At 34.9% G+C, this 15,536-nt stretch carries 13 protein-coding genes; 10 read left to right on the top strand and 3 right to left on the bottom strand.

The genetic code is table 11. The annotated features are described in order from the left end of the window. Nucleotides 1–226, bottom strand: a 226-nt coding sequence (locus tag J3U56_RS10670) for a hypothetical protein (RefSeq protein WP_267367660.1), incomplete at its 3' end; no start/stop codon positions are given. A 240-nt stretch (nucleotides 227–466) separates the two neighbouring features. On the opposite strand from J3U56_RS10670, the gene cas1f reads away from it, so the two are divergent. The 8 genes from cas1f (at nucleotide 467) to J3U56_RS10710 (ending at nucleotide 10,263) form a co-directional block, all read left to right on the top strand. Further along, nucleotides 467–1,420 (top strand): type I-F CRISPR-associated endonuclease Cas1f, encoded by a 954-nt coding sequence (gene cas1f / locus J3U56_RS10675; protein ID WP_416380353.1) that lies wholly within the window; start codon nucleotides 467–469, stop codon nucleotides 1,418–1,420. Beyond that, on the top strand, nucleotides 1,417–4,773 hold the full coding sequence (cas3f, locus tag J3U56_RS10680; protein ID WP_267367665.1) for a type I-F CRISPR-associated helicase Cas3f: 3,357 nt from the start codon (nucleotides 1,417–1,419) through the stop codon (nucleotides 4,771–4,773). The genes cas1f and cas3f overlap by 4 nt, the downstream gene beginning before the upstream one ends. A 362-nt stretch (nucleotides 4,774–5,135) precedes the next feature. After that, nucleotides 5,136–5,459 carry a hypothetical protein gene (locus J3U56_RS10685; RefSeq protein ID WP_267367667.1) on the top strand — a complete coding sequence of 108 codons (324 nt, stop codon included), beginning with the start codon at nucleotides 5,136–5,138 and terminating at the stop codon, nucleotides 5,457–5,459. 67 nt (nucleotides 5,460–5,526) lie between these two features. After that, a complete protein-coding gene (csy1, locus tag J3U56_RS10690; RefSeq protein WP_267367669.1) occupies nucleotides 5,527–6,906 on the top strand; it encodes a type I-F CRISPR-associated protein Csy1 in 1,380 nt (459 codons plus the stop codon). After that, nucleotides 6,906–7,829, top strand: coding sequence for a type I-F CRISPR-associated protein Csy2 (csy2, locus tag J3U56_RS10695; RefSeq protein ID WP_267367672.1), 924 nt, complete (start codon nucleotides 6,906–6,908; stop codon nucleotides 7,827–7,829). Before csy1 ends, csy2 begins: the two co-directional genes overlap by 1 nt. 33 nt (nucleotides 7,830–7,862) lie before the next feature. Next, entirely contained in the window at nucleotides 7,863–8,891 is a 1,029-nt protein-coding gene (csy3, locus tag J3U56_RS10700) for a type I-F CRISPR-associated protein Csy3 (protein WP_267367675.1), read from the top strand. A gap of 5 nt (nucleotides 8,892–8,896) precedes the next feature. Next, nucleotides 8,897–9,466 carry a type I-F CRISPR-associated endoribonuclease Cas6/Csy4 gene (gene cas6f / locus J3U56_RS10705; protein WP_267332936.1) on the top strand — a complete coding sequence of 190 codons (570 nt, stop codon included), beginning with the start codon at nucleotides 8,897–8,899 and terminating at the stop codon, nucleotides 9,464–9,466. A gap of 341 nt (nucleotides 9,467–9,807) precedes the next feature. Continuing rightward, nucleotides 9,808–10,263: a hypothetical protein gene (locus J3U56_RS10710; RefSeq protein ID WP_267344611.1), complete on the top strand. Its 456-nt coding sequence runs from the start codon at nucleotides 9,808–9,810 to the stop codon at nucleotides 10,261–10,263. A gap of 57 nt (nucleotides 10,264–10,320) precedes the next feature. Here the strand turns inward: J3U56_RS10710 and yccS are convergent, their stop codons facing one another. After that, the gene (gene yccS, locus J3U56_RS10715; protein WP_267367678.1) at nucleotides 10,321–12,465 is read right to left on the bottom strand and encodes a YccS family putative transporter; all 2,145 of its coding nucleotides are present in this window, start codon (nucleotides 12,463–12,465) and stop codon (nucleotides 10,321–10,323) included. Nucleotides 12,466–12,842: 377 nt separating this feature from the next. On the opposite strand from yccS, the gene J3U56_RS10720 reads away from it, so the two are divergent. Then, nucleotides 12,843–13,169, top strand: a complete 327-nt coding sequence (locus J3U56_RS10720; protein WP_323849467.1) for a Grx4 family monothiol glutaredoxin — start codon at nucleotides 12,843–12,845, stop codon at nucleotides 13,167–13,169. A gap of 55 nt (nucleotides 13,170–13,224) precedes the next feature. Here J3U56_RS10720 and rnt read toward each other — a convergent pair whose 3' ends face one another. Then, nucleotides 13,225–13,878 carry a ribonuclease T gene (gene rnt / locus J3U56_RS10725; RefSeq protein WP_416379553.1) on the bottom strand — a complete coding sequence of 218 codons (654 nt, stop codon included), beginning with the start codon at nucleotides 13,876–13,878 and terminating at the stop codon, nucleotides 13,225–13,227. Between the two features lie 889 nt (nucleotides 13,879–14,767). Here rnt and J3U56_RS10730 point away from each other — a divergent pair. Further along, on the top strand, nucleotides 14,768–15,526 hold the full coding sequence (locus tag J3U56_RS10730) for a Nif3-like dinuclear metal center hexameric protein (RefSeq protein WP_267344613.1): 759 nt from the start codon (nucleotides 14,768–14,770) through the stop codon (nucleotides 15,524–15,526). Nucleotides 15,527–15,536 lie beyond the last annotated feature (10 nt).

Raw genomic sequence — 15,536 nt, forward strand, 5'->3', positions numbered from 1 at the left:
CTAAGGCTACAATTTTTTCATAGTAATAATTTATCTTATCCCAATCATCAGGATAAAAACTTGGGTCATCTTTATACTTTTCATAAATATATGATGTTAATTCATTGAGCTCCTGCAGATAATTGTCATGTTGTTCTTGCGTAATTAAATTTACGGCTAAAGCATGTCTGAACTCATTTTTAGTTAATCTTTCAATACTGTAAACTCGTTCTTTTTGGTCTCTCATACTGCACTCCTTAGGTAGTTTTGTGATATTGACGGCTGAATTATAAACAATTTTTTAAAAGCCGTCCAAGCGGAAAGGCTCGCTATGCGTTTCTTTCCACCTGCACTAGTTCAACACTGCATAAGTGGTTTAGAAATTTCAGTTATTATTACTTAATTTATAACTATTTTTCCTCGTTTTTTATTCACAATCATGGTAATTTGATGTTCATATTCAAATTAAATTAGATTAATCATCAATATGGATATGATTCATTCTTCCGATCTTAAAACCATCTTACATTCAAAACGTGCCAACATTTATTACCTAGAGCATTGCCGTGTATTGGTTAATGGTGGGCGCGTTGAGTATGTTATCGATCAGGGGCAACAATCGCTTTATTGGAATATTCCGATTGCTAATACTACTTGTATTTTGTTAGGAACCGGTACCTCTTTAACGCAAGCGGCTGTACGCGAGCTTTCCCGTGCTGGCGTGATGATTGGATTTTGTGGTGGTGGTGGAACGCCGCTATTTTCCTCTACCGAAGCTGAGTTTGCGTGTCAGTTTTTCTCTCCTCAAAGTGAATATCGTGCAACGGAATACCTACAACGTTGGTGTCAATTTTGGTTTGACGATGAACATAGATTGCAAGCGGCTAAAATGTTGCAACAAAGTCGCCTGGAAATCATTCGCGAGTGTTGGTCAAAGTTTGATTGGACGATAGATCAACGTCAATTAGACAGCATTATAAATGATGCAATAACGCAATTTGCTAATGTTAATAATAGTCAAGCATTGCTCGCAGCAGAAGGGCGTTTAAGTAAAAGATTATATGCTATGGCGAATCAATTAACGTTAAGGGATGATAAGTTTAAACGTGAACAAGGTACCCATTGTAAAAGCTATGATCCGGCTAACCAATTTTTAGATCATGGTAACTACTTAGCTTATGGGCTTGGTGCAACCGCTTGTTGGGTGTTAGGATTACCGCATGGATTGGCGATTTTGCATGGTAAAACTCGGCGTGGTGGTTTAGTATTTGATGCCGCTGATATTATTAAAGATGGCATAGTTTTACCGCAAGCTTTTTTGTCTGCAAAGCAAGGCGACAGTGAAAAAGTGTTTCGGCAAGCATGCATTTCACAATTTGCACAGTTAGGCGCGTTGGATCGAATAATTGATACATTAAAACAGATAGCAGAAAAAGCATGAATATTTTATTAGTAAGCCAATGTAAAAAACGGGCATTAACCGAAACCAGACGAATTATTGATCAGTTTGCTGAGCGTTGTGGTGAACGGACATGGCAAACAGCCATGACCGAAGATGGATTACAAACCCTATATAAATTGTTGCGCAAAACGGCTCGCAAAAATACAGCCATTGCTTGTTATTGGGCTCATGGTAAAAATTTGACCGATCTTCTATGGATTGTTGGCGATCGTAGTCAATTTAATCAGCAAGGTCGAGTACCAACTAATCGTACTAAACGCAATATATTAAAAAGTGGTAATGAAAGTAATTGGCATTATGCAACAACGATTCAATTAATCACAACGATTGCCGGTTTATTACATGATCTTGGTAAAGCGACTATTGGTTTTCAATCTAAATTACGCGCAACAGAGAAAGTGGCTGGCGATCCATACCGTCATGAATGGATTTCGTTACAATTATTTTTATTAATGATTCAAGACTGCACAACAGATCAAGCTGTTTTTGAACGTTTGGCAAATTTTTCTCAATATCAGCAGCAATACCCCAATTGGTATCAAAAACTTAACAAAACTGAAAAAACCGATCTGATGCAGTGGCCTTTATTAACACAGTGGATAGCTTGGTTGATTGTATCGCATCATCGAATGCCATTTTTAATTGATTCATTAAATGGTGATAAAAATAAGAAACAAACCAGAGATTTATATATTTCAGGTTTAAAAACAACCAGTTTTTATAAAACCCTTACCGCTGTTGAAAAATGGGTAAAAAATAGTTTTAGCCAACATCCTTCGCCTAATCAGTTTTGGCAACTTAAAAGCGATATAACGTTAAGTCAAGCATGGTTAAAAAAACTCAGCCGTTATGCTAATAAGGCGCTAACTCATCCACCTTTAATGCAATTAACGAATATTGATGCCTTTTTATTGCATATGTCGCGTTTAAGCCTAATGGTGGCAGATCACAATTATTCAAGTTTATCTTTATCGAATGAAGAAGCAGATGAAAATCATGAAATTTTGATTGCTAACACTAATTATCTTAAAAAGGCGAAACAGTGTTTAGATGATCACCTTATTGGTGTTGCCAATCTTTCTGCGCGTTTTGCGCGTTTACTACCGAAAATGGTCGATGAATTGCCAGCTATTAATCAACATAAACCCTTTACCAAACGGACGACTATCGATCGATTTCAATGGCAAAATCATGCATATGATATCGCTAAGCATTATCAATCATTAAGCGATGAACAAGGCTTTTTTGGTGTAAATATGGCATCCACTGGTTGCGGTAAAACGCTTGCCAATGGTCGAATTATGTATGCACTGGCGAATCCTAAACGTGGCGTTAGATTTACTATTGCCTTAGGTTTACGGGTTTTAACCTTGCAAACCGGTAAAGCGCTGCGTGAAAAACTACAGCTTAGCGATGAACATTTAGCGATCTTAGTTGGTGGGCGAGCAACGCAAACGTTATTTGAGTTAGAGAATGAAGAAAAGTTACAAAAATCAATTATAGAAAAGCAAAATATCTCAAAAGATAATTTAGAGCAAGAGGGTAGCGAATCGATAGAATCATTGGTCGATGACTATGTTGATGTGGCAGAAAGTGGTATTGCCGATAGTGAATTATGCACAATCATTGAAAATAGCAAAGCTCGTCAACTAATTTATGCGCCGATTGTTACATGTACTATTGATCATATTATTCAAGCCAGCGAATGCATACGAGGTGGCAAATATATTGCGCCGACCTTAAGGTTACTTACCTCAGATTTGATTTTAGATGAGCCTGATGATTTTGACCAAAATGACTTGCCAGCTTTGGCGCGGCTTGTTCATTTAGCTGGGCTCTATGGGAGCAAAGTGTTGTTGTCATCGGCAACTTTAACGCCTGATTTAATTGCGGGGTTATTTGCGGCTTATCAAGCGGGACGAAAAATATGGAATCAAAACCATCAACGTAATAATGATTCGATCGTCTGTGGTTGGTTTGATGAGTATCAGCAATCAATTACGCAAATTTCAGATAATGCGGCATTTAGCCAACAACATCAGCTATTTGTTACTGAGCGCATTAATGAACTAGCTAAGGGCGAAGTGCGTCGTCAAGGACATATTTTAGAATTATTGGATTACCAGTATAAAAAACCAGAAAATGAAAAATTAAATTATGACTTACTAGCTAGTCAATTATTGAAACAAGCTTATCAATTTCATAAAAATTTTCATCAGACAAATATAAATTTCCAGAAAAAAATTAGTGTAGGTTTAATACGCTTTGCTCATACTGAAGATTTAATTGCCTTAACTAAACAGATTTATCAGCAAACTAAAATTCCTAAAAATACAGTATTTCATATTGTCGATTATCATGCTAGACAGTTATTATTATTGCGTAATCAATTAGAGCAAAAGTTAGATAGAATTTTAAATCGTACTGATCCAAAAGCAATTTTTAAGCAACCAGAAATTATTGATGCGATCAAAGATAGTGAGCAAAAAAATCATATTTTTATTGTGATAGGTACACCAGTAACCGAAGTCGGGCGAGACCATGATTACGATTGGGCCATTATTGAACCGTCATCAATGCGTTCAATTATACAGCTAGTTGGTCGTGTATGGCGCCATCGCCCCAATAAAGTTGCTAAAAGTCCGAATGTTGCTATTTTAGGCAGTAATATTGAATCAATTAAGCAGGGTGTGAACTATGGTGTCGGTTCAGCGTGTTTTTGTAAGCCTGGTTTTGAACAAAAACCTTTTTTACTTACGACACATCAAAGTAATAAGTTAATACCGCAGCAACAATTAGCAAATATCGATGCCACACCACGCATAACTAATTCAACACAAGATGAGCTTACGCTTGCGCAATTGGAGCATAAAGTGATGGCACATCTATTTGCACTTAATGCACGAAATAGTAATTATGTTACGAGTTATTGGCAACCCGATTTAGCGCATCATCATTGTTCGCATTTACAATTAATTTCACCGTTTAGAATGAAAAATCATAAAGAAGATGAATTTATTTGTCAGCTTGATGAAAATGGTGATTATTCGTTCAGTTATGCCGATATTGCTTGGCAAACACCCAATGAACTTTGCAAAGATACGCAAAACAATCTAATTTCATATGATGACAGTTGGACATTCGATCATCCGTATATTCAACCTTGGCTAACTAATACGGTGCAACAAGCGTTAGAAAAGTTGGCAGACCATTTTCCCAATAAAAATCAATATCGATTAGCTAATGAATTTTGCAGCGTTACCTTAAACAGTCAATATCGCTGGCATTTTCATCCATATTTGGGGTTTTATCAGATTAAAAATAGTGGTTAGTAAAATTTATATCCAAAAATAAGTGTTGTACGCAAAATATCTAAACAAACTGGTTATAGCTAGATATAAATAGATAATTAAACTATACTTACATAGACTGCCGAATAGGTAGCTTAGAAATATGATTGTTTGTTCAAATTTATTAGAAGTAAGATAGTTTACCGCCGTGTAGGCGGTTTTTATTTCTTTATTTATTTCCCCTATGAATGTCTATTCTAAATTATTATTGCTCTTTTTTTTGATAAAAAATGATGACAAACTTGTAATTTTTGTTTTTTTGATTAAAATATAAAAAACCCCAGATGCGCCAACATCTGAGGTTTAAAATTTTATCCTAAAAAATTTACAGGAGGGACAAAATTATGTCTAAGGATAAAACTAAGATTATCAAAAGTCAATTTTCGACTGATAAGTTAGTGTTAAATAAATTGCAAAATTTTGCAATTAGCACTTCGGCTGCTAATGATGAGTCTGTATTTTTTTTACAAGAATCTGCTGAAGACTTTTCAATTACAGAACTAATGAAAATATTGAATATTTCGACAACCAAAGAAATCGAATATTTAATTAAGAAATTAGAACTTGATCAACCTAAATATCGATATCTTAATGCTGCGAATAAGTGGCTGTATAACAATAAAGCACTTAATTTATTAGCGTCGTATATAAGATTTAAAGCATCATAATTATATTTACTAAGGTCTATAATTTTTTATGGACCTTTTTATTTTTAAAGGAAATTAAGGAGGGCCAATGGAAGATATTTCTTGGCAAGATATAAGAAAGGTTATTGTCGACTTTCTTCAGCAGCGGCTTACTAATAATGCTAATTATAAAAGTGAAGTAACAAAACTGGATAAAGCTAAGCAAGCAAATGATGTATCGGCAATTAATGAATCTCAACAAAAAATTAATGAATTAGTTAAACGATTTGATTTTGAAACTTGGATGGAAGATGCCGCAACCAGAAGAATTTCATGGATTACTATTGGTAGTCATATTTCAAGGGGTATTCATCCATCCAGTCCAGCAGATGATGTTAATTATTTTTCACAAAATCAACCTGTTACGTTAAATTATGTGTCGTCAGCGACACCATCAACTTTAAGTATTAATTGTTCTGGAAATGCTGCGGCACTTGATATTTTTTCTTTACTTAATCAGTTTGTAAAAGATGATGTCACATTATTGCAATTAATTATACAAAATCATCCTGCTGTTTTGCCGGCGTTATCGGATGATGAGCAAAAGGCAGCGGTTTATTTAGCTAATTTAAAAAAAGCGATTTTTAATAATTTTGATAATCCAAAAGCATCAGAACTTAATAAACAGTTATATTGGCCAAATAGTGAAGATACTTATCTTTCAGGGGTTGATAATCATTACCGTCTGTTAATTCCATTGTATCCCTCATCATTATGTCACTTGGTTTATCAAAAAGTACAAACAAGATTTTCTGACGAAAATAAAAAGGCTCGAGAACAAAGAAGAATTAAAGGGATTGAACATCAATCTTATTTTTCGTTTCACCATTTAGCCGTGGTTAAGTTGGGGGGCAGCAATCCGCAAGGCGTCAGTCAATTAACCAGTAATCAAGGTGGACGTAATTTTTTATTACCGTCAATGCCGCCTAAATTTGAAAAATCCCCTTTTCCAACAATTAATAAGGCGCAAGAAACCATTTTCACAAATTCAATGCAATATTTTTGTCGCTTTGGCTTTAGATTGTTGTTTGATATGGTTCAAGCGCCCAAAAACAATGTTGAAGAGCGTGACAATCGCAAAGATGCTTTTGCCGTTATTTTATCGCTATTACTTAAATATGCCAGACACATTCAAAAAACCATGCCGGCGGGCTGGAGCCGTGATTACTCGCTCAAATCTAATCAAAAATTATGGTTAGATCCGAAGCGATCTAATTTAGACGGTGAGCAAGATTTTAAACAAAAGTATGATAAAGGTGAATGGATAGTTGAACTAGAAAAAGACTTTGCTTTTTGGATCCAAAATGCTCTAGTAAAAAAATTTGAAAATATTCAACAGCAATTTAGTGATCCTGAATTTAGGGAGTGGCGTAAAGAATTAAGCGCCGCTGTGAAAGCAAGTCAGCGTAAAAAGGAGGGAATCTTTTAATGGAAACATTGAATTACTATCTGTTTTTTGATCATGTCAAAATTCATAATGCTAATGCGATATCCAGCCCATTAACCTACGGATTTCCCGCTATTTCGGGTTTTGTTGGTGCTATTCATGCATTAAACCGTAAAATTGAATCGACTGATCCTATTTATTTAGATGGAGTATTGATTGCTTGCCATGAGTGTGATGTACAAGTTTATCGACCTAATGATTATAGTGATTATACTTTTCGATTAACCCGTAATCCTGTGGCTAAAAATGGTGATACCCGCGCAATTATCGAAGAGGGGCGAGTGCATCTTGATGTTTCATTGCTGATTGAAGTCAAAATAGAAAATTTTGAAGCACTTTATGATGACGATCAAAAGAATGAATTCGTTAATCAGATGAAACAAAAACTGTATCAACAACGCATTGCTGGTGGTCATGTGTTAGAAATTGGTGATGCAAAATTAATTCCCTCTGATGCATCAGACGAAACATTAGCAAATTTGTTATTACCTGCTTTTGTATTAGTTGAAGCACAGCAAGATCTGCAAGAGATCACAGCTGAGTTACAACAACAAGATCCCAATGCTACTGCACTTGATGCTTTAATCGAAACAGCGATGTTGCATCATCATCCTCAAGAGAAAGAACACTGGCAGACCACATCAGTCAAACAGGGACGAGGTTGGTTAGTCCCGATACCATTAGGGTATCAAGCAATATCACCGTTATTTGCTGCTGGTAAGTTGCAAGAAGCTCGAAGTAATGAATATCAATCACAATTTGTTGAATGTATTTATGGATTGGGTAAATGGGTATTTCCATTGCGCTTAAAGGAAAACTTATCACAAGCGTTTTGGCGTTATCAATGCAGTACATTGCAATCAAATGGTGCAGAGATTTACATCATTAATCAACAAAATAATTAAATAATTTTAGCGTTATACAATAAGGAATTTATTATGAGTAAAAGTAAAATCACTACCGCATCTGTTTTAGCTTTTGAACGCAGTTTTGATATTTCTGATGCTGTTTTTTCACAGCCAAGTACTGCGAATCCTGAAATATTATCTCCGGTTCGATTAACTGAAAAATCAGTACGCGGAACTATCTCTAATCGCCTTAAAAATGCTATTGCTAGCGATCCCGTTAAATTAGATGCCGAAATTCAAAAAGCCAATTTACAAACCGTTGATGTTGCGGCCTTAGATGCCGATAAAGATACTTTAGTGGTAACATGGAGCTGTAAAGTGTTACCTTTTACCGGTAAACCATCAGTATGTAATGATGTTGAATATCAAGAACAGTTAACAACGACAACTCAAGAATATATTAAAGATGTTGGCTTAAAAGCGTTAGCAAAACGATATGCCATTAATATTTTAAATGGTCGTTGGTTATGGCGTAACCGTATGGCAGCCGAGCAAATTAATATTATTGTGAGTTACCAAGCGCACAATGATAAAGATGAAACTAAGATAATTGACGTTGCTAACGTTGATGCCAAAAATTATCAGCTTAACAGTTTTGATTATGATGATAAATCTGTTCAAGCATTGACCGATCTTATTGAAGCAGGATTAGCCAATAAAAAATTTGTGATCTTTGATGTTACCGCAACACTAAAAATGGGCTTAGGACAAGAAGTTTACCCATCGCAAGAATTAATTTTAGATACTGGTAAAGAAAAAAGCAAAGTGCTTTATGACAAAAATGGTCAAGCAGCGATGCATTCTCAAAAAGTCAGTAATGCAATTCGTACTATCGATACTTGGTATGATGAAAAAGCGGAATTTCCAATTGCGATTGAACCTTATGGTTCGGTAACCACTATGGGACATGCTTTCCGTCAACCTAAACAAAAATTGGACTTTTATAACTTGTTTGATAACTGGGTTTTGAAAGGGGAAAAGCCAAGTTTGGAACAACAACATTATGTGATTGCCGTATTAATTCGTGGTGGTGTCTTTGGGGCGAGTGGTAAGGAGTAAGCGATATGCATACACACTATTTTGAACTGCGCGCCATACCACAAATTGAGATAACTGAAGTGCAGGTGATTAATCAAGTGATGCAAAAACTGCATCAAGTCTTGGTTAATTTTCAAGGTAATATTGGTATCAGTTTTCCCTGTTATAATGTGCGCCGAACACTAGGTGGAATTATTCGCATTTTTGGTACTGAAACCCAGTTACAGGAATTTAAAAGTACGTTACAACAACAGGCTGCCATTGCTGACTATGTTTTGATTCTGCCAATCACAGCCATACCAGCTGAAGTTAAGGGCTATTTACGTTTAATTCGGGTTAACCCTAAAGGACAAAGTGCATTAAGACGTGCCGAAAAACGCTTAACTGCTCAGGGTAAATGGTCTAGCGATGTACAACAAAAAATGATAGAAAAATGGGGAAGTGTTAATCTTACTTATCCGCATTTACATTTTTATAGTCAAAGCACTGAGCAACGCTTTATTTTATGGATAAAACAAGAAAAAAGCTCAACTGCGGTAGAGGGAGTTTTTAATAGTTATGGTCTAAGTAAAACGGCTACCGTGCCTGACTTTTAAGTGATATCAATAACGCTGTATTTAATCTATTGATGGTTCAATAGGTTAAATATGGCTTTAACTTAAGTGATTTTTAGTCTTGATTTAATTACATTCACGTAATAAGTGACATCATCATGATTATCCAATTTTTTTTGAAACTAGCAGCAAAGTTATCTAAGTTTGAATTCGATAAGCCTAAAGGATAGTCAAAATATCTGCTATCTCTGAGCGAAATAATTTCTTGAGGGGGATGGTTACTCTTTTAATTTGTGATCAATTCTATCTACTTTCGCCGGTTTTAGCTCAGTCAAAAATGGTGTAATTCGTCGATAAATAACGTTATAGCTTTGTTTTGAGATATGATAAATTTTAAATTACGATCGTTAGAATCAGAGATGGAAGGGCTAAATTTTGAATTTGCGCCCCCTCCTTTCAAAAATACTCATTGGAATGCAACGTCCAAATATCTGGCAGAAAGCGCATTTAGCTTTATTGAAAGTATTATCTATTATAATGTTCCTAATTATCAGAATTTTGGACATTGGGGAGCAACTCAGGTTACTCAACAACAATGGTTACTGATAAAACCTCAATTATTCACACTGAAACAGAAAGTGATAAAAGCGCAAAATTTTACTGAACTGCGAGATGATCTGTTTGATTTTGCATTCATTTTTGATAAAACTTGGCAAAAAGAGATGTCAAAAAATTTTCTGAAATATAAATTGAGTTTTTCACAAATGATTAGTGACCTAATCATTTGGATTGATGAGAATATGCAAAAATACAGTTCTTTCTATATTTTGGGTGTATAACATCTTTACTCATAAATATTTTCATGTTAGCAAATCACTTTATTTAGTACGCTTTGACTAAGTCGTTTTATTGTCTAATTCGCTAACAAGACTGATTAATTCCGGCAGTATATCGAGTATTAGTGCTAATTGTTGCATAACGAGTAAATCATTATTGGCTTGTTCATCTTGGATCGAAATCGACTCGATATAATTTGCGACCGATTGTTTAATCGGTTGATATTCGCTATTTAACTGTTTATCAGTCAATAAATTAATGATATAAACCGACAAATCATCAAACAACTCTAATGTCTGATTAGAAATAGATTTATCACGATGTGCCCCTAATGTTGATAAATAACTGATTAGCGTATGGTTTAAAGTTAATAATCGAAAACCTTTATCAATTAAGGCTGGATTCATATGCGGCTCTTTAGTCATTAAGCTAATTAATGATGATAAATCTGCATTACTATCGTGGGCGGATCGTCTTGCTAATCGATATTGAGGATCATTTGTTTTACCTGACAGATACTGACGACCAATCAATGCTAAGTAGTGGCTGTCATCGTGACAAACCCGATCAACTAATTTCGGAAGATTTCTAAATTTCCAATCGGGCCAAATAAAACTTACCGCAAACCAGGCAATAAAACAGCCGATTAAGGTTGCAATAATTCTGGACAATGCGACCTCAATACTACTTTCTCCAATTAAGCTAAAACTGAAAAAGACCAGTAAAGTAATAAACGCTGTCGCATAAGCATATTGTGAATTTTTAAATAAGAAAAACAACCAACCAGTAATAATGATTAAGATAAGTTGTTCTTCAATAGTCGGGAATAGATAGGTTAAAGGTATGCCAATGATGATCCCTAATATTGTGCCAAATACTCGCAATTTTAGTCGATGTTTTGTTGTGGCATAGTTGGGTTGGCAAACAAAAAGACTGGTCAGGATGATCCAATAACCATGTGAAAGATCGGTGCAATAAATGACACCATAACCAACAAAGAGCACAATACTCATTCTGATAGCATGGCGAAATAGGGCAGATTTGATAGTCAAATTTTGTTTTATTTTGGCGAAAATATCGTAAAAACTCGTTAACTCATCATCAACCAATTGATTCTCTTCTTGCTGTTTAGCAAGATGCTGCTCTGTATCAATGTTGGCAAGTAACAGATCAATAGATAATAGGTTTTGATATAAATTTTGTAATGATTTTATTAAAAGTGACGAATTTTTATTGTGACTTTGATATTGAGATATCGCTTCTTCAAGATAAGAAAAATAGCGCGCAAATAAAGGATCATGATGATAGGTTTGATTCAGTTTGATCGAAATTGCAAGTTTGGCACAGGCTTTTGCTTGTAAATTTAAAATTCGCGCAAATCGAAACAAAATATCACTGTGTTTAAAATTATCACTTAACGCTTGATATTGTCCATGCGCTGAACTGGCTCGTTCATGAATATCTTGCGCCACAAAATAATAACTTAGCATTTTTTTGACATAAGATTGTCCGCGATAGCCTTTTAATCGATTGAACAAAGAGCGTTTAGTTTGATTAAATGCATTGATTAATTGAGTATTACTTTCGGTTAATTGTAAGGTTTGTTTAGTAAATCCATCGGTCTCGTCAGGATCAAACATTGCCGCTTTAGCATCAAGATACTGGGCTAATCTAATAAAACAGTTTGATAAACTTTGTTGGGTTGTGCGGATAGGTTGAATGATAGATTCAATTGACGACACAATGTTGTACCAAAGTGCGCCTAATAATAAAAAGCAAGGTAAAGTATAATTGTCAGCATATAAATTATGCCCGAGCATTGTGTATGCAGCAATCAGTAATGATCCAAACGCAATGACGCCGTAGCGTTGTCCTAGTGAGCCAAGCATAATAAATGCAAAGGTTGAAAAAACTAATCCCACGATAAAAATCAAAGGAAAGTCAAATAGCAATTCAACCGAAAAAGTTGCTATAGCAAAACAAAATAGCGTTAAAACTATATTAATACAACGGCTAAGTAAACGGGTGTCAATCTCGGTCAGTCCAGCAGCCACAACGCCTAAAGTTAACGGGATGACTAAATTGACATGACCAAAATACCATGGCACTAGGGTAGAACCGGTAAGACTAATTAGCATACGAACGCTAAAAAGGAGATTACTGCTGTAAAAAACTTTACGTAAAGTCAGGATTAAAGGATGCACGATATATTTATATTATTAAAGTCGTTTTAATAGCAATAAGCATACTATATTGTGATGGCAAGGAAAAGAGATCGCCAAAATGACTTATCAAGAATTTACATTTAGTCAGCTAAGTTTAACTGTTAAGTTTTAATCTTTACAAAAAATGAATAGAGGATCGTCGATAAATCAAAATTTATAATATCGTTAATTAACCCCTTGTTCATTTAATCTTAATTTTTTATCGATGTTTATTTGTCAACTAATGGCAAGATGTTCATAAATTGTCGTTATAATAAAACTAAATTAATATAGCAGTATGACAAGTCATAATTCTACGTTAGAATAGTCACAATTTGCTAGAAATAAAAGAAGGATTAACTAGTATGACAACTGAAATGACAACACTTGAAAAAATTAAAAAACAGATTGCTGATAACCCCATTATTTTGTACATGAAAGGGTCGCCTAAGTTGCCAAGTTGTGGTTTTTCAGCCCAAGCAGTGCAAGTTTTATCACAATGCGGTGAACCGTTTGCTTATGTTGATATTTTACAAAATCCTGATATTCGTGCCGAACTACCAAAATTTGCTAATTGGCCGACTTTTCCACAACTTTGGGTTGAAGGTGAGTTAGTTGGTGGTTGTGATATTATGTTAGAAATGTTTCAAGCTGGTGAATTACAAACCTTAATTAAAGAGACTGCTGAAAAACATAAATCTTAATTAAATTGTAAGTGCATATTTAAAAAGAAAAGAGAGATATTATATCTCTCTTTTTTTATGCTGATTGATCAGGTTGTTCATTAGTTTGTGGCAGTGGCCAGCCGCCTAATCGTTTAAATCGATTGACAATTTCACAAAATAAAATAGCGGTTTTTTCGGTATCATAAAGTGCCGAATGAGCTTGTTTATGATCAAAGGCAATATTTGCAGCTTCACACGCTTTTGCTAATACGGTTTGTCCAAATACTAAACCACATAGTGATGCCGTATCAAATGTCGCAAAGGGATGAAAAGGATTACGTTTAATTCCGGCACGTTCTGCCGCTGCCATTAAAAAACTATGATCGAAGTGTGCATTGTGGGCAACAATGACTGCACGGGTACAATCAGCGGCTTTAATGCCAGTACGCACCATTTTGAATATGGATTCCAGTGCTAGTTTTTCGTCAACAGCTGCCCTTAATGGATTATCAGGATCAATGCCATTAAAAGCTAAAGCACTCGGTTCTAAAATAGAATTTTCAAAAGGATTAACGTTAAATTGTAACGTTTCATCAGGCTCAAGCCAACCGTCATCATTCATTTTAAGGGTAATGGCGGCAATTTCTAAAATGGCATTGAGTTTAGGATCAAATCCTGAAGTTTCTATATCAATCACGACTGGGTAAAAACCCCGAAAGCGTTCACATAATTTTGTGTTTGGCACAATTGTTTATCTTAGTTTGTCAAAAATGAAGGTTATTATGCCAGTTTTTGTTGTTTTCGCCTAGTTTTACCTAAGTCATCTTAGCATTTAAGCGATAATTTAATCATCGTTTAAATCTTATGAATCAATCTAAATGGGATAATTGTTGTTTTAATAGTTCAATCTTTCTAATCCATTGTGAATTAAGACGTTTATAATGTTTAGGCAGATGTTTTAAACGTTGTTACAACAGTTTGTAATACATCTTAAGCTTGACTAATTTGATTGCAAATGATTGATGTACATAAAAAATAAGAAGTTTCTTCTAAGCTTGCAAAGTCACTAATTAGTGTACCAAACTCTTGGTTAGTTTGCTCTTTACCATCCAACAAAATCAAAATTTTTGTGTAAAGTCAATGACCTTCATTAGAAGAATAATCCCGATCCTTCTCTTTCTAATCAATCGAGTGTTTGCTTTAGCAAATTGTTAATCTTCATAAAGTGCGTTAACCTATTGCAATACTATTTCAGAAGCGGTTTGATAAAGACGAGTTAATGCTTTTTATAAAAGTGGAAAGCCTCGTTGGCACGATAGTTAACTTAGATAGCTTTTTTAAGCTTCACTTATCATTTTCCTACTACTTATAATTGAAACCTAACAACATTTTTAATCTATTTTATTTAACTGAATAAACATTAAAATGAATATGATAGATACTAATTGAATAATGAAAGCCTTGGTCAACTAGGATGGTAAAAAACAATTAGTCATAATATCAGGTGAGATATTTCAAGAAAGTGTCTATAATTGGCGCTAAACAAAAGGGCTTAACATTTATCTGCTAATTTTCAGCTTTTTGTTAATGTTGTTTTAGAACAACTCTATGATTGAGTAAAAGTAGCGAGGAGCATTGTGCATAATTACGAACTGCAACAAATCATTAATACAGAACTGCAAGTTTTGCGCTATCGTGACTATGCCCCTAATGGATTGCAAGTGCAAGGGCGAAGTGAGATAAAAAAAATTGTGACAGGTGTCACAGCTTGTCAAGACTTGTTAGATAAAGCTGTTGAATTGCAAGCCGATGCGGTGTTAGTTCATCATGGCTATTTTTGGAAAAGTGAGCCACAAACAATTACTGGCATTAAGTATAAGAGGCTTAAGACATTATTATCGCATGATATTAATCTGTATGGTTATCACTTACCGCTAGATGGCCACCCCACACTTGGAAATAATATCTTATTAGCTAACATGCTTAATATTTCGGTTGAACCGCGCACTGATATCACCGATTTACTTTTTAAAGGAACACTAACCGAACCGTTAACCGCTTTTGAATTTAAGCATAAATTGGAAAAAGTCTTGCATAACAGTCAGCGTTCTATTTTATTTTGTGGAGATAATGCGCCTAAAGTGATAAAACGCGTCGCTTGGTGTAGCGGTGGCGGGCAAGATTTTATCGAAGCAGCGGCTCAGCAAGGTTATGATGCATTTTTTACCGGCGAGGTTTCTGAACGCACTATCCACATTGCACGTGAATATGGTATAAATTTTTATGCAGCAGGTCACCACGCAACGGAACGTTATGGTATTAAAAAGCTTGGCGAATGGTTAGCTAAGGAATATAGCCTTGAGGTTATTTTTATTGATATTGATAATCCTGCATAACAAAAGTTGA

Source organism: Gilliamella sp. B2824 (assembly GCF_026536245.1).
In the GTDB taxonomy this organism is placed as follows: Bacteria; Pseudomonadota; Gammaproteobacteria; order Enterobacterales; family Orbaceae; genus Gilliamella.